18 protein-coding genes are annotated in these 18,184 nt (G+C 65.9%); 4 read left to right on the forward strand and 14 right to left on the reverse strand.

What is annotated here, in order from left to right; translation table 11 throughout:
• Nucleotides 1-30: 30 nt before the first annotated feature.
• The 5 genes from AC5QAH_RS02980 to AC5QAH_RS03000 form a co-directional block, all read right to left on the reverse strand.
• Nucleotides 31-1,995 carry a MacB family efflux pump subunit gene (locus AC5QAH_RS02980; protein ID WP_049455409.1) on the reverse strand — a complete coding sequence of 655 codons (1,965 nt, stop codon included), beginning with the start codon at nucleotides 1,993-1,995 and terminating at the stop codon, nucleotides 31-33.
• Entirely contained in the window at nucleotides 1,992-3,182 is a 1,191-nt protein-coding gene (locus AC5QAH_RS02985; RefSeq protein ID WP_262102214.1) for an efflux RND transporter periplasmic adaptor subunit, read from the reverse strand. Before AC5QAH_RS02985 ends, AC5QAH_RS02980 begins: the two co-directional genes overlap by 4 nt.
• A 135-nt stretch (nucleotides 3,183-3,317) precedes the next feature.
• Nucleotides 3,318-3,734, reverse strand: coding sequence for a hypothetical protein (locus tag AC5QAH_RS02990; RefSeq protein ID WP_049455408.1), 417 nt, complete (start codon nucleotides 3,732-3,734; stop codon nucleotides 3,318-3,320).
• Nucleotides 3,735-4,057: 323 nt separating this feature from the next.
• Entirely contained in the window at nucleotides 4,058-5,407 is a 1,350-nt protein-coding gene (locus AC5QAH_RS02995; protein WP_010484812.1) for a sensor histidine kinase, read from the reverse strand.
• Nucleotides 5,407-6,081 (reverse strand): response regulator, encoded by a 675-nt coding sequence (locus AC5QAH_RS03000; protein WP_049413006.1) that lies wholly within the window; start codon nucleotides 6,079-6,081, stop codon nucleotides 5,407-5,409. The genes AC5QAH_RS02995 and AC5QAH_RS03000 overlap by 1 nt, the downstream gene beginning before the upstream one ends.
• A 210-nt stretch (nucleotides 6,082-6,291) precedes the next feature.
• Between AC5QAH_RS03000 and AC5QAH_RS03005 the strand changes: the two genes are divergently transcribed.
• Nucleotides 6,292-6,573, forward strand: coding sequence for a hypothetical protein (locus AC5QAH_RS03005; RefSeq protein WP_010484816.1), 282 nt, complete (start codon nucleotides 6,292-6,294; stop codon nucleotides 6,571-6,573).
• Between the two features lie 58 nt (nucleotides 6,574-6,631).
• Here AC5QAH_RS03005 and AC5QAH_RS03010 read toward each other — a convergent pair whose 3' ends face one another.
• Together AC5QAH_RS03010 and AC5QAH_RS03015 are read right to left on the reverse strand one after the other, a co-directional pair.
• Nucleotides 6,632-8,773, reverse strand: coding sequence for a TonB-dependent siderophore receptor (locus tag AC5QAH_RS03010; protein WP_224328286.1), 2,142 nt, complete (start codon nucleotides 8,771-8,773; stop codon nucleotides 6,632-6,634).
• A 74-nt stretch (nucleotides 8,774-8,847) separates the two neighbouring features.
• Entirely contained in the window at nucleotides 8,848-9,492 is a 645-nt protein-coding gene (locus tag AC5QAH_RS03015) for a TetR/AcrR family transcriptional regulator (RefSeq protein ID WP_100446096.1), read from the reverse strand.
• Nucleotides 9,493-9,574: 82 nt separating this feature from the next.
• On the opposite strand from AC5QAH_RS03015, the gene AC5QAH_RS03020 reads away from it, so the two are divergent.
• Nucleotides 9,575-11,098, forward strand: a complete 1,524-nt coding sequence (locus AC5QAH_RS03020) for an FAD-dependent monooxygenase (protein WP_241874281.1) — start codon at nucleotides 9,575-9,577, stop codon at nucleotides 11,096-11,098.
• 8 nt (nucleotides 11,099-11,106) lie between these two features.
• Here AC5QAH_RS03020 and AC5QAH_RS03025 read toward each other — a convergent pair whose 3' ends face one another.
• The 6 genes from AC5QAH_RS03025 to AC5QAH_RS03050 all read right to left on the reverse strand — a co-directional run bounded on the left by AC5QAH_RS03025 (nucleotide 11,107) and on the right by AC5QAH_RS03050 (nucleotide 15,890).
• Nucleotides 11,107-12,810 carry an ATP-binding protein gene (locus AC5QAH_RS03025; RefSeq protein WP_010484824.1) on the reverse strand — a complete coding sequence of 568 codons (1,704 nt, stop codon included), beginning with the start codon at nucleotides 12,808-12,810 and terminating at the stop codon, nucleotides 11,107-11,109.
• A gap of 181 nt (nucleotides 12,811-12,991) precedes the next feature.
• Nucleotides 12,992-13,240, reverse strand: a complete 249-nt coding sequence (locus AC5QAH_RS03030) for a hypothetical protein (protein ID WP_005410137.1) — start codon at nucleotides 13,238-13,240, stop codon at nucleotides 12,992-12,994.
• Nucleotides 13,241-13,337: 97 nt separating this feature from the next.
• Nucleotides 13,338-13,583: a hypothetical protein gene (locus AC5QAH_RS03035; protein ID WP_010484828.1), complete on the reverse strand. Its 246-nt coding sequence runs from the start codon at nucleotides 13,581-13,583 to the stop codon at nucleotides 13,338-13,340.
• A 125-nt stretch (nucleotides 13,584-13,708) separates the two neighbouring features.
• Nucleotides 13,709-13,978 carry a hypothetical protein gene (locus tag AC5QAH_RS03040; protein ID WP_010484830.1) on the reverse strand — a complete coding sequence of 90 codons (270 nt, stop codon included), beginning with the start codon at nucleotides 13,976-13,978 and terminating at the stop codon, nucleotides 13,709-13,711.
• Between the two features lie 103 nt (nucleotides 13,979-14,081).
• Complete coding sequence (locus AC5QAH_RS03045; RefSeq protein ID WP_010484832.1) at nucleotides 14,082-14,558, reverse strand: hypothetical protein; 477 nt, start codon at nucleotides 14,556-14,558, stop codon at nucleotides 14,082-14,084.
• A 93-nt stretch (nucleotides 14,559-14,651) separates the two neighbouring features.
• Entirely contained in the window at nucleotides 14,652-15,890 is a 1,239-nt protein-coding gene (locus tag AC5QAH_RS03050) for an NADH:flavin oxidoreductase/NADH oxidase family protein (RefSeq protein ID WP_049413021.1), read from the reverse strand.
• Nucleotides 15,891-15,979: 89 nt separating this feature from the next.
• Here AC5QAH_RS03050 and AC5QAH_RS03055 point away from each other — a divergent pair, with 89 nt between their 5' ends.
• Nucleotides 15,980-16,459, forward strand: a complete 480-nt coding sequence (locus AC5QAH_RS03055) for a MerR family transcriptional regulator (RefSeq protein ID WP_049455405.1) — start codon at nucleotides 15,980-15,982, stop codon at nucleotides 16,457-16,459.
• A gap of 16 nt (nucleotides 16,460-16,475) precedes the next feature.
• Here AC5QAH_RS03055 and AC5QAH_RS03060 read toward each other — a convergent pair whose 3' ends face one another.
• Nucleotides 16,476-17,684 carry an MFS transporter gene (locus tag AC5QAH_RS03060; protein WP_049455404.1) on the reverse strand — a complete coding sequence of 403 codons (1,209 nt, stop codon included), beginning with the start codon at nucleotides 17,682-17,684 and terminating at the stop codon, nucleotides 16,476-16,478.
• 234 nt (nucleotides 17,685-17,918) lie between these two features.
• Here AC5QAH_RS03060 and AC5QAH_RS03065 point away from each other — a divergent pair, with 234 nt between their 5' ends.
• Entirely contained in the window at nucleotides 17,919-18,176 is a 258-nt protein-coding gene (locus AC5QAH_RS03065) for a hypothetical protein (RefSeq protein ID WP_029379975.1), read from the forward strand.
• Nucleotides 18,177-18,184 lie beyond the last annotated feature (8 nt).

Here is an 18,184-nt window from a genome sequence, read left to right on the forward strand (position 1 = left end):
ACCTGCTGTCAATACAGGTAGATGCATTGGCTATTGGACCAGTGCCTCCACCGGATCGAGCCGTGCGGCACGTCGTGCCGGCAGAAATCCGAAGCCAACGCCGATCAGGCTGGAACAGGCGAAGGCGGCCAGAATCGAGTTGACGGAGAACACCAGGCTGAAGCCCGCATCGGCCAGCTCCAGAGCCGCGCCCAACGCAAGGGCCACGCCGATGCCGAGTACACCACCGAGCAGGCAGACCAGCACCGATTCGATCAGGAACTGCTGCAGGATGTCGCTGCGGCGCGCGCCCACCGCCATGCGCACGCCGATCTCGCGGGTGCGCTCGGTCACCGACACCAGCATGATGTTCATTACGCCGATCCCGCCGACCACCAATGCGATGGCTGCGATGGAGCTGATCATCATGGTCAGGATGCTGGTGGTCTGTTCGATGGATTCACGGATCTGCGCGTTGTTGCTCATGTAGAAGTCGGTGCTGCCATGACGCCGCGTCAGCAATCGTCGGATGGCCTGCTCAGCCGCTTCCATGCTGATCGCATCGGAAACGCGTACGGTGATGCTGGACACGTGGCTCTGCCCCAGCATGCGTGCCATGGCGGTGGTGTAAGGCAGCCATACCCGCAGCAGTGACGCATCGCCGGCAGCACCGGCATCTTTCTTCACCACGGCCACAATACGCACAGGCACGTTGCCCAGCAGCAGGGTCTGGCCGATGGGATTGTCCGCGGCAGCGAAGAAGCGAGCGCGGGTATTGGCGTCGATCACCACGACCTGCTGGTAGCCGCTCACACCCGGTGGGCCGAAGAATGCGCCTTCGCCCAGCTTCAGGCCATGCACGCGGAAATACTGCTCGCTGACGCCCTGCACCTGCACGCTGGCCGAACGGTTGCCGCGCAGGGCAGTGCCGCTGGTGGCAACACCGGGGGTGGCGCTGTCCACGAATGGCTGCCGGGCAAGGGCCACGCTGTCGCCGGGAGTGAGTGTTTCCACCCGCGCGGAATGGAGGTCGCCAAAGCCCGATCCGGGATAGATTTCGATGGTATTGGTACCCAACGAGGAGATGTTGGACAGGATGGCCTGCCGTGCGCCGGTACCCAGTGCCACCACCGCTACGACCGATGCAATGCCGATGATGATCCCGAGCATGGTCAGGAAGGTGCGCATGCGGTGGGCGTTCATCGCGCGCAATGCCATGCGGAAGGCTTCAGCGAAACGGTCCCGCCAGACCCGCCAGCCGCTGTTGCCCACAGGCTGGGTCACGGCTGGCGTCGCCACGCCCGCTGACAGACCAGTACCGGTTGCACGATCATCCACAATCCGCCCATCGCGGATTTCGATGATGCGCTGCGCGTGCTCGGCCACGGCCATGTCATGCGTAACCAGCACCACGGTATGGCCCTCGGCGTGCAGCTCGCCGAGGATCTTCATCACTTCTTTGCCGGAATGCGTGTCCAACGCACCTGTAGGTTCGTCGGCGAAGATCACTGCGCCGCCATTCATCAGCGCACGTGCAATCGAAACGCGTTGCTGCTGGCCACCCGACAGCTCACCAGGAAGATGCTGCATGCGCTCGCCCAGGCCAAGCCGCGACAACAGCGTGGCCGCACGCGCATGGCGTGCATCGGCAGGCATGCCGGCGTAGATCGCAGGCACTTCCACATTGCTCAGTGCAGTCAGATCGGTCAGCAGGTGGTAGCGCTGGAAGATGAAGCCGAAGTGTTCGCGGCGTAGTTCGGCCAGTTCATCCGGCGACATCTGCGCGGTCTCGCGCCCGGAGATCTGATAGACACCGGCGGAAGGGCGATCCAGGCAGCCCAGGATGTTCATCAGCGTGGACTTGCCCGAACCGGACTGGCCTACGATGGCCACCAGTTCACCTGCGTGAATATCCAGGTCGATGCCGTCGAGTACCACCAATGTCTGCTCGCCTGCGGCAAACTCGCGGCGTACGCCGCGAACGCGCAGCAGCGGCTCGGTCGTGGTCGTGCTCATCTGGACTGCGTGGGTGCGCTGGTGGCTTCGGCGTCGGCCTGCGCCAGCACGACCTGTTCGCCTTCCTTCAGCCCGGTGCGTACTTCTACCTGGATCTGATCATCCAGCCCGGTAGTGACGCGCCGCGTGCTGGCGCGGCCGTCGGCACCACGTACCTGCACGCTGTAACTGCCATCGGCGGCGCGCGCACCCAATGCGGCCGAGGGAATGGTCAGTACGTTGTTGGCGCGGCCCAGCACGATGCGGACCTGCGCGGTCATGTAGCTGCGCAGGCGGCCATCGGCGTTATCCACGTCGAACTGGCCGTTGTAGTACATGGCCGTGCGGCTGCCACCCGACACTGCCGGTGCAGCAAGGCTGGAGCTGTCTTCGTTGGTGATCGATTCCGGCGCTGGCGCGATATCCCGCAACGTGCTGCTGTGGCGGCGGCCGGCATCACCAAGAATGGTGAAGAATGCTTCCTGGCCAACAGACGTGTGTACGACGTCGGCCTCGGAGATCTCGGCGTACACCGTCATCACGTCCTGGTTGCCCAGCATCACGATGGTGGGGGCGCTCTGCACCGCATTCACGGTCTGCCCCTGGCGCGCGACCACGGCCAGTACGGTTCCGTCGGTGGGGGCGGTGATGCGGGTGTACTCCAGATTGGTCTGAGCAACATCGACGTCGGTCTGTCGGCGCGCCACTTCACCGTCCAGCGCAGCGACCTGTTCACGGGTGGCATCGACCTTGGCCTTGGCAGTATCGAAGTCGGCGCGGGCCACCAGTTGCGAGGCCACCAGTTGCTGCTGCCGATGCAGTGTCAGCTCGAACTGGCGCAGGTCGGTGGCCAGCGCATCGCGGTTGGCACGCGCGGTGCGTTGTGCGGCCTGCGCGCTGAGCAATGCATTGCGTTGAGTACGCGAGTCGATGTCGGCGATGGGATCGCCGGCTTTCACTTTGTCGCCCAGCTTTACATGCAGGGTATCGATGCGTCCGGAGACCTGTGCACCCACGCTTACCAGTTGCGAGGGCTTCAGCGTGCCAGTGGCCTCCACCACCTGTTCGATGCTGCCGCGAGCGACCGGTGCAACCTGCAGGTGCGGAGGTGGTGCGGGCCGCAACCACGCGAACAGAGTCAGCGCGCAGCACAGCAGGCCGGCAGCGACGATGAGCGCACGGCGGCGCTTGCGGGGTACGGTGCTCATCGGCTCAGCAACCAGAAGAGACAGGTCATCGGGGGTCCTTGCGACAGAAGAGACACACGTCTGTCGGGGAAGACGTGGTTGGCCGTCGAGTCTCGATGCGCTGGGTTGCGCGAACCTTGCGGGGCGATCGTTGTGTCAGCGCGCGGCATGAAGAGCGAGCAGTGTCACGGCGATGAACTGCAGGGCGCTACCGAGAACCAGCAGTGCATTTCGCAGCCGGTGACCTGCGATGCGCGCAGCGCAGAGTTGAATCGCCGCGCTGGCCAACAACCAGGGGAAGGTCGAAGCATGCAGCTTCGCCATTCCTGCACCGATGGCGATCAGCAGCGTACTGGCAATCATTATCCCAGCGGCATGGCCGTCCAGGGCCCGCAGCAGCGGTGGCGTTGGGTGTGGGGTTGCCGCCCGCCATGCCGCCAGCCCATGCAGCGCAGCATGCACGGCAACGAACAGGAGCACGGCCGTCGCCACCGCTGTGCTCGCATGCCGATACGCTGAAGCCACCAGCGCAATGCCGGGCAGCAGCAGAAACAACGCGCCGAACAGCCGCATCAACACGCCAGCGCGCTCGATATCGGGGACTGTCCGCAGCCAAAGCGGCCAATGTTGCAGGCCGGGCGCGCGGACATTGTGTGGGCGGCGATTCCATGCGGCAGCCGTAAGTCCCGGCGAATTCCGCGGTGGCACAGTGCGTGCGGAAGGGGACGGTGGGGGAGCTCCCTGGGTCACATGCAGGCTTCCTGTCAGATAGGAACGCGGTGGCACGGCAGGTGCCACACCCCGATGCTGTCCAGCGAACATTGCCGCAACCTTGCCTGTCCTCGCTCCCGGCCACGTATGGACAGGCGCCGGTTACACAGGTGCATGCGATGTGTTCAGTGCTCCAGCGGTGGCGTGCTGGTCACGCCCGGATGCAATGGAAACTCGACACGGATCAATGCACCACCGCCTGGCGCATCCAGAATCGTGACGTGGCCGCCGTGGCGGTCGATCACCTGGCGCACCAGGTTCAGCCCCAGGCCCGCGCCTGTCTGCCGCGGCCGCAACCGCTGGAAGGGTTCGAAAACCCGTTCGCGCTGGTCGACCGGTATGCCGGGGCCGTCGTCCTCGACCTCCAGGCAGCTGCCTTGAACGCGCACGATGATCTGGCGTCCGCCATGTTCGGCAGCATTCAGTACCAGGTTGGAAATTACCCGCTCCACTGCGCCGGTCTCGCCGAGCACCGGGAAATGTGATTCCACCGCCACGGCTACGGTCTTGTCCGACTGGATCAGCAGCGGCGCCAGATCGGCGGCCACCCGTTTGGCCACCCGCGCCAGGTTGATGGTTTCCTTCGGCCCGTCTTCGTCCATGCGGTGCAGATCCAGCAGCTGCTCTGCCAGCGTCGCCAGCCGCGCCACTTCCACGGCCAGGCTGCACGAGGTGGCGTCGTCGGCCGCATCGACCTTTACCCTCAGAATCGCAATGGGTGTGCGCAGCTCATGCGCGGCGGCGGCGATGAAGCGGCGTTGCCGTTCGTGCCCCTCGTCCAGCCGCTCCAGTGCTTCATTCACCGCCGTCACCAACGGAGCGATCTCCACAGGCACAGCGGTTTCTGTCAGGCGGACACCGCGGCGGCTGGCGGAGATGTTGCGGGCTTCCTCGGCGATGCGCTCCACCCCGGCCAGGGCCCGTCTCACGATGATCGGTGTCAGGACGATGGTGGCCAGGCCCAGCAGCAGGAAGATCGGCAGGGTGATGATGTGTGCCGCCAGCGCCATCTGCCAGGTCAGCGTATCGGTTTCGCCATGGGCCATGATGGTCAGCTTGCCGGCCGGCCCGCTGTGCTGGCGGACCACGACGGCCAGGCCATCGCTGCGATCCCGCCCGCGCAGGTCGCCAAAGGGGATGCCATCCAGTGCGCCTACCAGCGAGGCATAGGCCGGCGGCACAGGTCCGAACGTAACGTAGTGGCCATGCTCATCCTCGGCGATGAACCATGCACCGGGAACGATCTTCAGTAGTTCGGCCAGTTCCGGTGTGTTCTGCACGTACAGTTCGCCATTGCGGTCGCGGTGCACCGCGTCGGCGGCCACCGGCGCAAAGGTCTGGATGGTGTAGTAGCCACCGCTGTCGGCACGTATCAGCACCATCAGCAGCGCGAAGAACGCCACCAGCAACGCCATTAGCTGATAGATCAGCGTTTTGACGATCAACGGACGCTTCAGCGATGGACGACGCGCCATTATTTGGCTTCCCGCATCAGATAGCCGACACCGCGGATGGCGTGTATCTCTACTCCTGCGTCGGCATCGGCCAGCTTGCGGCGAAGGCGCGAGACGTGCGAATCGAGCGTGTTGGAATGGATGCCGTCATCGAATCCATACACCGCCATTTCAATCGACTCGCGCAGCACGGTGCGACCCAGACGCCGGGCCAACGCGGCCAGTACACGTATCTCACGGCGCGGCAGCTCCAGCCGCTGCCCGCCCACGCTCGCCTCGCCCGATGCCGGGTCGAACAACAACCGGCCGATGCTCACCAGTTCCACCTGCATGCCGCTCGGCCGGCGCCCGGCAGCGCGGATGCGGGCGAACAGCTCCTCCAGTGCGAAGGGCTTGGCCAGATAGTCGTCCGCGCCCTCATCCAGGCCGGCGATGCGGTCCGGCAGCTGCCCCAGCGCGCTCAGCACGATGATCGGCACCCCGGGGTTGCGCTCACGCAACAGCGAAATCAATCCCAGGCCGTCGCCGTCGGGCAGGGTGCGGTCCAGCAACACCAGGTCGTGCGATCCGCACAGCGCCGCTTCGCGGGCCAGCGCCAGCGTGTTGGCCAGGTCCACCACGTAGCGCTCGCGCTGCAGGGCGGACTTCAGGGTAGCGGCCAGTTCGGCTTCGTCTTCGATCAGCAGGATGTGCATCGGCGGGGTTTGCGCAGGAAGGGGGCGTGGCGGGGCGGTTCGGCACGCGCCGGCACCGTATTACAGGAACATTGCGTGAACATGGCGTGCCTTCCCGATGTCCCGCAAGGCTGTAATGGACGCAGGAAAGCGGATGTCGGCGCAAGGTTCGCGCAATCCGGGCACTCCAGCCTTGGCGCCCTTCCGCTGATCCCACCCCCTGGAGTACCCATGAAGTTGTTCGTTCCGTTGTTGTTCGTGGCCGCGCTGAGTGGCTGCACCACCGCCAGGATGACCGTTACCCCCGATGGCCGACGCGGCGTCTCCATCGACTGCAGCGGCTCCAGCTCCTGGAGTGGCTGCTACGAAAAGGCCGGGCAGATGTGCCCAGGCGGCTATGTGGTCTTCAGCAAGGATGGCGACGACGGCAACGCCATCGCGGTGGGCAACAAGAACGGCTTCACCTCCACCCAGATGGCCACCCGCTCGATGCTGGTGGCCTGCTCGCACTGACACCGGGAGGGGAGGTGGGCAGCCACCTCCCCCTGTCATCATGGTTCGCAGCCCTGTGTCAGAAGCTGTAGGCCGCCTGCAGATACACCCGCCGTGGCTCGCCGGGGAAATGCCCGTTGCGTTCAATGAAGCCACTGGCCGCGTACCCCTTGTCGAACAGGTTCTTGACGTTGGCCTGGAAGTGCCACTGCCTCCACGTGGTCTTCCAGCTCACGTCGAACACGGTGTAGGCCTTGACCGTCTGCCCATCCAGGCTGAGGCGTTCGCCGACGTGATCGGCGCCAAAGCCGATGGCGGAGTTGATCGCCGGCAGGTCATAACGCGTCCACAGTCCCAGCTTGTTGCGCGGCGCATTGGCGAATCGGTCGCCGGAGGCGTTGGTGATGCCATTCGGGCCGGCGTCCTTCACCCGCGCATCGTTGTAGGCGTAGGTCAGGTTCAGCACCCAGCGCTCGGTGAGGTCGGCCAGAAGGTCCAGCTCCATGCCGGTGCTACGTACCAGGCCCAGCGCGGCCAACTGGTTCACGCCACCGATCACCTCGCCGGTGGCCTGCACGATGTTGCTGCGGTCGATCCGGTAGGCCGCCATGTTCAAGGTCACACGGTCGGCCAGCAGCGACTTCATGCCCACTTCCCACTGCTTGCTGCGCTCGGCATCGAACGGTCCGCCAGCGGCCGGGTTCTGGTTGGCGGCACTCTGCGGCACGAAACCATTGGCGATGTTGGCGTAGACATTCAGGCCCTCGCGCACGGTGAACGTGCTACCCAGCCGCCAGCTGAGATCGTTGCCATCCACGCTGCTGCCACCCATGCGGTCCTCATCCTTGAAGCCATCCCAGCGCAGTCCGGCCAGCACATGCCAGCGTGTGCCCAGTGCCAGTTCGTCCTGCAGGTAGCCGCCATAGCGCTTGCTGCGGGTGGACGTGCTGCGCCAGGGCAGGGCCGCCAGGTTGTAGTCGTGCCAGGTACTGGCGCCGTACACGGGATTGAACAGGTCGATGCCGTGCACCGGCCCGGCGCCACGCGCAAGGTCAGCGCTGTTCGCGGTCTGTGCGGTGAAGTCCGCATCCAGCCGGTATACATCGGCGCCGAACAGCACCTTGTGCTCCACCGCGCCGGTGGTCACCCGCCAGACGGCATTGCCGTTGGCAGTGAATGCGTCGTTGTCGCGGATCTGGTTGCGCAGCTGGCGGGTCATCCACTCGGCCACGCCATCGCGGTCACGATCGATCAGGCCCATCGGCTCGTGGTACATCTGGTGTTCGTTGTTGCTGAACCAGCGGGCGGCGAAGTCCAGGTCCAGCGTGTCGAGCGGCGCGAAGCGGTACTGCGCCAGCGCCACCTTGGCGCGCATGTCGAGAAAGTCGCTGGCCTCGTTGTGGTTCCAGCGGCGGTCGGTCAGGAACGTGCCTGCATCGTTGACCGGCACGCCGCGCAGACGGTTGCCGCCAAGGTTCTGGGTGATGTCGGTGAACTGCAGCACCAGTTCACCGGTCTGTCCGACGTCGAAGGCCAGCGAGGCATCGCCGATCACGCTCTCGCTGTCGGTGTTCCAGCGCACGCCCTTTTCATTGTCGGCATAGAGCCCGGCGCGATAGCGCACGCTGCCGGCGGCATTCAACGGCCCGGTACCCTCGATCGATCCGGCACGGAAGTCCTTGTCGCCCAGCTGGACCTCGATGCGGCGCTCGGCAGCGGCTTTGGGCTTGCGGGTCACGTAGTTGATGACACCGCCCGCATCACCCCCGCCATACAGCGCGCCTGCCGGTCCCTTCAGCACTTCCACGCGCTCGATGTTGAACAACTGCGGCACCGAGAATCCTGCATACGGGTCGCCGCGCAGACCGTCATACAGCACGTTCTCCTGGCGGAAGCCGCGCAGGGTCACCCCGGCATAGCTGAAATAGCTGATGCCGCTGATGCTGCGATAGAGATCGGTTACCTGACGCGCCGCCTGGTCGTCGATCAGTTCACGCGGGATGACCTGGATCGACTGTGGGACCAGCTCCAGCGGTGTATCCGTGCGGGTGCCGACCGCGGCATCGTCCACCCGGTACAGCGCCTGTGCACGTCCGCGAACCTCGACCTTGTCCAGGTCCTTGGGCGCGGCAGTAGAGGACTCGGCAGCATGGGCAAGCGGTGCCAAGGGCAGGGTCAGTGCCAGGTACAGAGTGCGTTGCAGGGGTGTGGGAAGGGGCATTGGGGAGGGGCTATGTGTCTGCAAATGAGAAAGATTAGCATTTGCAACACTTCGAAACCTATCCCCCGAATGCGCTATGGACGCGCGCCGGGGTCCGTATATGGGGTGCCCGCCAAGGCCACCAGTACCCCGGTGGCGCCGCGCACGATCAGCTGCAGCATGGCCTCGCGCGGGTCCTCGCCCTGCAGTTGGCTTGCCAGTCCTTTCTCATAGGCCGCCACCATCGACGCCAGCAGCATGGCCGCGCCCAATCGCGCTTCGGCGTCATGTCCGGGCCGGCCGACAGCGTCGGCCATCAATTGCGCCAGATCGTCAGTCAACTGCGCCTGCAGCCGTCGCGCGTGCGCGACCAGTACCGGGCTCTCCGCCACGGTGCCCCAGAAGGCGGCAGCACCGGCATTGATGCGCAGCAGTGGATGGCCCGCCTCCAGTAACTCGCGCACGAGTGACTGGAATGCCATCAGCGGGGTCATTCCGCTGCGCGCCATCATGCCCTCGCGCAGCAGCGTGCGCGCCTCCTCATCGCGATCGAACACCAGGTCTTCCTTGCTGGCGAAGTAGTTGAAGACCGTCTTGCGTGAGACGCCCGCGGCTTCGGCGATCTCGGACATGGAGACGGCCTCGAAGCCCCGCCGGATGATCAGCTCGGTGGCGACGTCGGAAATCGCTTGTCGGGTCTCGGCTTTGCGCTGCTCGCGACGGCCAGGAAGCGGGGTCATGGGTGGTTCACGTGTGAAAAGGTACACCGAGTGTAACATTTGTCCCGCCAGAGCGCCGACCCGGCGCTCACAAGGAATCTCCATGCTGTACGACGTCGTCATTGCCGGTGCTGGCCCGGTTGGCTTGTTCCTGTCCTGCGAACTGGCCCATGCCGGGTGTTCGGTGCTGGTGCTGGAACAGGCCGGGTCCGCTGATTCGCCGTTGAAGCGCCTGCCATTCGGGCTGCGCGGCCTGAACGTCCCCACGCTGGAGGCACTGGATCGGCGTGGCCTGTTGGACGCGGTCGTCGCGACTCAGGTGCTCAAGCCCGACAAGGGCGCGCCGCCGCTGGGCACCGCCCATTGGCTGGCGCAACCGCGGGCGCTGGGTGGCCACTTCGCCGGCATTCCGTTTGCGTTGGACGACGTCGACCGCACGCGCTGGAGCTGGCGCCTGCCGACGCCAGTGGGCACTCAGATGGCGGTGGAGCTGCAGGCCCTGGAAACGGTATTGGCCGAACGTGCGATTGCGCTGGGCGTGCGCATCGAACGCGGGCGTGCGGTACAGGCGGTGGATGCGCACGAGGCGCAGGTTGCCGTGCACATCGGCTCCGGCAGGGTCCACGGCCGCTGGCTGGTCGGTTGTGATGGGGCCCGCAGCACGGTACGCAAGCAATCGGGCTTCATCTTTGCTGGAACCGGGCCGGAGTTCACCGGTTACACGCTGCTGGTCGAACTGGCAGATGGGTGTGTACTCACACCGGGCCGACAGTTCACCGATCACGGGATGTGCAATTTCAACCCGCCAGGCCTGCTGGCGCTGGCCGATTTCGACGGTGGCGCGGGCCATCGCACGCCACTGGACCGGCACTCCGCGCAAGCGTTGCTGCGGCGGGTGTCTGGCCGCGAGGCAACGATCACTGCATTGCACCTGGCCACGACATGGACCGATGCTGCGCGCCAAGCGACGGCCTATCGCAGCGGCCGTGTGCTGTTGGCAGGTGATGCCGCGCACATGCATTCACCGTTGGGCGGCCAGGGGCTGAACCTTGGCATCGGCGATGCGATGAACCTCGGTTGGAAGCTGGCCGCCGTAGTGGGGGGCAAGGCTGATGAGGCGCTGCTGGACAGCTATCAGTCTGAGCGCCATCCGGTGGGCACCAAGGTGCTGGACTGGTCGCGCGCGCAGGTTGCGCTGATGCGTCCCGGGGCCGGCTCGCGCGCGCTGGCAGCGATCATGGCCGACCTGGCCGGCACCCGCGATGGGGCCACGTATCTGGCCGAGCGGATCTGGGGTGTTTCGCAGCAGCTGGAACTTGGCGGAGAGCACCCGCTGGTCGGCAGGAGCGCGCCGGACTTCCGGTTGGCCGATGGCCGCCGCCTGGGCGAACTGCTGAGAGCGGGGCAGGGGGCGCTGCTTGTTTTCGACCCGGCGTCTTCGCCGCCGCAGCATGGCCAACGCTGGCAGCCTTCCATCGCCTGCGCCGCAGATACTGGAGATGTGGCATCGGGTCTGGGGGCGGTGCTGGTGCGCCCGGATGGCGTCGTTGCCTGGACCTGCGGCATAGGAGGAGATATGCCCGGCCTTGATTCGGCGCTTGCTTCCTGGACCGGTCCGACGCGGTGATCTGCCGGCTAAAGCGCAGTCACCATCGTCTGCGAGCGACGGCTGGCCTCGGTCATCACGGAGGCCAGCTGCTTCAGTGAGTAGGGCTTGCGCAGCAGCGTGAAACCGTGGCCTGGATCGCGGGCCAGCAGTTCGCTGTAGCCACTGGTGAGAATGATCGGAAGATCGGGCAGGCGGCTGCGGATGGTGCGGGCGAGATCCAGCCCATTGGTCCCGGGCATGACCACGTCGCTGAACACCACGTGGAAACGCGCAGCGTCGCGCTCGAGCTCCGCCAGTGCCTCGTCGGCATTGCGCGCGAGTACGACGTTGTACTCAAGCTCGCGCAGCGCCCCGACTGCAAACTCGGCCACATCCACGTTGTCTTCCACCACCAGTACGCACAATCCGTGGCCATGCAGCAGCCCCTGTTGCGTGGTCGGCAGCTCGATGGTGGCGTTTTCCTGCGCCAGCGGCAGATACAACGTGAAGCGCGTACCGACACCGGCCTGGCTCTGTACGTCCACTTCGCCCTCGGACTGCTTGACGAAGCCGAACACCTGGCTGAGGCCAAGCCCGGTGCCCGCGCCCACTCCCTTGGTGGTGAAGAATGGCTCAAAGATCCGGTCCACCACGGACGGATCGATACCGGCACCGGTGTCGCTGACGCTGATCGCAGCGAAGTTGCCTTTCATCGGCGCCGCGAACCGCACGGAAGGCACCGATGTCAGCTGTTCCACATCGATCGTCACCTTGCCGTGGCCGTCAATGGCGTCGCGCGCGTTCACCGCGATGTTGATCAGTGCGGTGTCGAGCTGGGTCCGGTCCAGCAGTACCGGCAACGGGGCGTCGGGCAGGTTTACTGATACGGAGATGCGCGCACCCAGTACTGTGGTGATGATGTCTGAAAGCGCGCGCACGCTCTCGCAAAGGTCGAACACCTGCGGCGACAGGCTCTGTCTACGCGAGAACGCCAGAAGCTGGGCGGTCAGGCGAGTGGCGCGGTCAGCGGCGGTTTCGATGGCCTGTACATAGCGCAGGCGCGCATCTCCGGCTGGCCAGGTATGCAGCAGCATGTCCACGGAGCCGGTGATGACCTGCAGCAGATTGTTGAAGTCGTGTGCAACGCCGCCGGTCAGCTGGCCGATGGCCTCCAGCTTCTGCGACTGCCGCAGCTGTTCGCGGGCGCGTACCAGTTCAAGGTGGGCCTCGCGTGCCTGCTCGGTGATGGCCGCTACCTGGCGCGTGTGCCGGTCGCGCTCGATCACCCGTTCGGTCTGCTCGCTGACGACGCAGATGATGCCGGCCACGCCTCCGCAACCGGCACGCAGCGGCGAGTAGGAGAACGTCCAGAATGTCTCGCGCAACGTGCCATCACGGTCCATCATCAACGGCATGTTCTTGAAACTGCGGCTCGTGCCGCCGAAGGCGTCGTTGACAGCATCGACGACGTCGGCCCAGACGTCCGCCCAGACGTCTTCCAATCGGCTGCCCATGGCGCCGTGGAGCTTGCCGCCCAGCATCGGCAGGTAGGCATCGTTGAAGAAGAACGCCTTGTTGTCGCGGCCCCATGCGATCCACAGCGGCTCCGGAGAATCCAGGATCATCGCCAGCAGAGCGCGAAGTTCGGGAGTAGCGTTGGCGGCGTCGGCGGAACGGGCCCAGTCGCTGTCCTGCAGCAGCCGGTAGGCGAGTTGATCGGGTGCCGAGACAGGAAGGGGGAAGGGATGCATGGCCGTGCGTGAAGAAAGGTGCCGCAGCTTAGCCGAGGTGATGTCATTGCGCTCTGCACAGGTCCTGCGCCCTGGCCGTCATCGGCCCTTCGGGCCGACGAGGTGGCTCACGGGGCGGCCTCTGACTTCACCATCATCCCTGCGCCAACAGCCTGCGTCATGGCACCGTCGTATTCCAGCCTCAGACACCCAGAAGCGAATTCACCTGCCAATCGGCAACCCGCGCATGGCTCACCGCCTGATGACTGCCGCATCCATCGCAGCGGAACAAGGCACCGCCCGGCAGCTGGACCAAGTTGTCTTCGCTGGCCGAGCGGGTTTCAGAACAGTGCCGGCAGATGACAGTGAGCGCCGTAATGCGCTCCACTCCGCCAGACAGGTCGAACACAGCTTCAAAGGCATGGATGACAGGGTGACCAGTGGCCGGCATCGGGAAAGTCGTCGCGGTGGGGAGGCGTTATCCTGCCCTTCTGATCGTGACGGGCTGGTCATCCGCATGCATCGGAACGATCAAGATGCCAGGCGGCTCAGAGATCCTTCTTCCTGCCGCTCAGGTCGATCGGCCTGTCACTGCCCTTGCGCTCGCTCGACCACACTTCCATGCCCTTGTTGCAGCGGCTCTCGCGGGCAGCCACTTCGCGCGGCAGGTCCTTCAGATGCGGTGATTCCTGGCAGGCCTGATGCATGTTGCTGTCGTCATAGGTGGCACAGGCGCTGAGCGAGGCCAGGGCAACGGCGGTGAGGGAGGCGCGAAGCAGGGGCTGCAGGGTCATGGGGAGGTCTCGGGTGGTGCCGGGCTGGCCATGGCATTCAAATCCGTGACCCCGGGCACGCACAATCCGACCAACCGCACTTGTTATTCTGTAACAGATGCGCGATAGTCCCGCGCCTGCTGGGATCAGGCGACGCAGATCATCAGCATCATGCTCAGCGCCAGCATCAGCACGAATACGCGCCGGCTCAGCGCAAGGCAGGCCAGGCAGGCGGCCAGTGCCCAGGCAGCCAGCAGCGCGCAGGCCAGCAGCCACAGCCCGATCACCATCAAGGATCCACTCGCCAGTGCGGACAGTGCGATCGCCTTGAACAGCGTCACGCCCAACACACTGCCGAGTACACCGGCCTGAAGGGCGATGGCATCGTGACGGGCAGGGGCGGGTGGGTGGTGCATGTCGGCGGCGTTCGTTCGCTGCAAGGGAGGCGCAGCCACTGTGCCCGACGGCATATCCACGCCATGTGTTTTTCGCGCACGCGATGCGAAGCCGGCGCAGGCTTCAGTCGAACTCGCCCTCGGCCGACTCCAGCCGTTGCCGGTAGGCCGCCCGATGCTGATACAGGCGCTGGCACTCGGCGGACCTGTGGATCCGGCTGGCCGGTTCGTTGGCCACGGCGTCGCACATTCTTGCGATGTGGTTGTTGGACGCCAGTTCGGTCACGAAGAACACGGCGGTGATACCGGTACCGAGCAGCACCACGTAGAGCAGGCGGCTGAGCCATCGCGTGCGCTTGCGCTCGAAGTGCTGCTGGAGGGTCAGGTCGAAGCGGATGATGCTGAGCACGATCCAGATGATCGCGACCAGGAAGCAGAGGGTGGGCAGCAGGCCACGCCAGAGCCCGGCCTCGTAGACCGATTCGTTGTAGTGGACGGCCGCGCCGGCACCGGCGATGGCGATGGCAAGTGCCCAGTTGCGGCCCAGCGAGAGCAGGTCGTCGAGCAGCTTCTCGCGGTTCCTGGTCGATCCTGCTGCCACGTGGCTTCCGTCTCCAAGTTGCGACCGGCGGCGGAGTGTCGCCGATCCTGCAGATGGTGGAGCATCGCTGCGGTGAAGAGAAGTCCGCGCGGCTCAATGTGCGATGACGCGGGCGCCGATCCAGCGCCGGTAGCGGCGGGTCCGACACTTTACGTCCGCCTGTGCCAGCAGCAGTGCCCAGGCCGGTGAGATACCTGGCGCGGTGGGGCGGTGCCGGCTCAACCGGCCCAGCTGATACTTCACTGCGGCCATGTGCGCGCTGGCCGCCAGCGGCTTGCTGCGCCAGTTGATGTTGCGCAGTGTCGGCACCGGGTCGCGGCCCTGCTGCCAGTGCTGCGGCAGATCCGGCTCGATCGCCAGCGCGGTGGCGATGCCGACCATGGCCACGCCGCTGGCCAACACCTGTTCTGCCACTTCGCGGCGGCGGATGCCGCCGGTGACCATCAGCGGCATCGTTGCCACCGTGGCGATCTCGCGTGCGAATTCGAGGAAGTACGCTTCGCGGGCCACGCTGCGTTCGTCGCGTGCGGCGCCGGTCATGGCCGGTGCTTCATAGCTGCCGCCGGACAGTTCGACCAGATCCACGCCGAGGGGCGCCAGCATCTCCACCACGGCGCGCGCGTCCTCGGGCGAGAAGCCGCCCCGCTGGAAGTCGGCGGAGTTGAGCTTCACCGCCACCACGAAGGTGGGCGCCACGGCCGCGCGCACCCCCTGCACGATCTCCAGCAGCAGGCGCGCGCGGTTGTGCAGGCTGCCGCCCCAGCGGTCATTGCGTTGGTTCGACAGCGGCGACAGGAACTGGCTGAGCAGGTAGCCGTGCGCAGCATGGATCTCCACCCCGCTGAAGCCGGCGCGCTCGGCCAGCTCGGCACTGCGGATGAAGCGCGCGATCACCGCGTCGATGTCGTCCTCGGTCATCGCCTTCGGCGGTGCGAACTGCTTGGACAGCGCGCCCATCTGCAAAGCAACGGCTGACGGCGCGAGCGCGGGTTGGCCGAGTGCGGCCGGCATCTGCCGCCCCGGGTGATTGATCTGCATCCACATCTGCGCACCCCGCGAGCGGGCAGTGTCCGCCCAGGCGGTGAAGCGGTCGAGGTGACGATCGTCTTCCAGTACCACGCCGCCCGGCCCGGTCATGGCGCGCCCATCGACCATCACGTTGCCGGTGATGATGAGCCCGGCGCCGCCGTCGGCCCAGCGCTGGTACAACTGCAGCAGCGCTTCGGAGGGGGCGTGGTCGGCATCGGCCATGTTTTCCTCCATCGCCGCCTTGGCGATGCGGTTGCGGATGACGGCACCGGAGGGTAGTGCCAGGGGCGAGAACAGCGACATCGGACAGCTCCAGGACAGGGGAATGGCGCTACGCTAACCTTCAAGTTTGATTGAAGGTCAACAGGTTCCGATGTCGAGGATTCAGGCAGATGAAGATCGGTGAGCTGGCCCGGCGCACCGGTCTGGCAGCGTCGCGCATCCGATTCTACGAAGAGGCCGGGTTGCTGGTGGTCCAGCGGCAGGCCAACGGCTACCGCGACTACCCGGAGCAGGCGGTGCTGTTGCTGGAGCTGATTACCGGTGCGCAGCGCGCCGGCTTCAGCCTGGAGGAGATACGCGCCCTGCTGCCACCGGACATGGGCCAGTGGCAGCACGACGCATTGATCACGATGCTGCAGCAGAAGGTGACCGACATCGAGGCGCTGCAGTTGCGGCTGGCACAGAGCCGGGCCCATCTGCTGGCCCTGATCGAGGACATCCAGGCACGGCCGGAGGGCATCGACTGCGCGGCCAACTCGCGGCGGGTGCTGGACCGCGTACAGCGCGGCGGGTTGGCGCGACCGACGCTGGCGGCCGGCGATACGGCGTTGCTGCGGCCGGGACGCCGCCGCCGCGTGGGCAGCGACTGACGAGCCGGCGCCGTGTTCAGTGGCTGCCGGCGGTGGCCTTGCGCTTCCTGTCCAGCATCACTGCCACGCACCACAGCAGCAGGCCGCCAATCGCAGTGGCCGCACCGACATAGCCGGTGCTGGCCGGGCTGAAGCCGGCGCTGATCGCCAAGCCGCCCAGCCACGGGCCGAGTGCATTGGCGGTATTGAAGGCGGCATGGTTGGAGGCAGCTGCCAGCGTCTGCGCTTCGCCGGCCACGTCCATCAGGCGTGTCTGCAGCACCGCGGCCAGCGCGCCCATGGTGCCGACGGTGATGATCATCGGGCCGATGGTCCACACCGATTGCGCGGCCAGCGGATACAGCAGCAGCATCACGATCGACCACAGCAGCACCACCGCGGCGGCCTTGAAGTGGAACTTGTCCACCAGCCAGCCACCGGCGATGTTGCCGATGATCGCACCGATGCCGAACACGCCCACCGCCAGCGGCATCCACGATTCGGCTACGCCGGTGACCTGCACCAGGGTCGGCGCCAGGTAGGTGAACACGCAGAACATGCCAGCGAAGCCAACGGCGCCGATTGCCAGCGCCAGCCACACCTGGGGGGTGTTGAAGGCGCGCAGTTCGCGCATCGGCGAAGTGCGCACTTCGTCCGGATCCGGCAGCAGGAAGCGCGCGATCATCGCCACGGTGGCGATGGCCAGCAGGCTGACCAGGGCAAAGGCGGTGCGCCAGCTCAGCTGCTGGCCCAGCCAGGTGGTCAGCGGATTGCCGACCAGGATCGCAATCGACAGGCCCAGCAGCACCCGCGACATCGCCTGGCCGCGCTGGCCGGCCGGGCTGATCGCCGCCGCCACCAGCATCGCCACGCCGAAGTAGGCGCCGTGTGGCAGGCCCGCGACGAAACGCGCGATCAGCATCGTGCCGTAGTTTGGTGCCAATGCGCTGGCCAGGTTGCCGACGGCATAGAAGCCCATCAGTGCCAGCAGCAGCTTACGGCGCGGGAAGCTGGCGCCGACGAAGGCGAGGATCGGGGCGCCGACCACCACGCCGATGGCGTAGGCGCTGATCAGGTGGCCGACCTGGGTTTCGGAAATCGACAGGCCGCGGCTGATCTCCAGCATCAGGCCCATGCTGGCAAATTCACTGGTGCCGATGGCGAAGCCGCCCAGGGACAGGGCAAGAATGATCAAGGTGCGCTGACGGGGCGTCAGCCGCGCAGCCAGGGAAGCGTTAGGGCTCATGCGGGGGCGCGATGGGGGCGGGGAGCCAGCCATTGTACTGCTGCACCGCAACAGCAGCAGCCACGCCGGGGGCAAATCAGTGTTTGATCGATGGGATTGCGGCACGCCGGGCACGGGCTCGGTGCTGCAGCGCGTGCGGCCCCCTGTTGCCGGACTCCTGCATGTGATGACGACACGGCGGTCGGCATGATGGGCGTGCAGGGGCTGTGGAATGCTGGAACAAGGAGGATGTCGATGCAGGAGTTCAGGCATGTGCTGGAGACGCGCGGCCGCTATCAGCTGGTAGCGGTGTCCTACGCGCCGGTGTACGCTCCGGGCGATGTGGTCGGCCATGCGGTCGTCGCCGATGATGGGGATCGTCTGACCGACCTGGTATCACTGGCCGAAGCGCGCCAACTGCTGTTGCAACGGGTGCGTGAAGAGGGCGAAGAGCCCGGGCTGGAGAACGAAAACCACCTGCGGAAGAAGGCGTCGCGCTGGCGCCGCCGCTAGGCCGTCGC

This window comes from Stenotrophomonas sp. YJH_SMC_43, assembly GCF_059372535.1.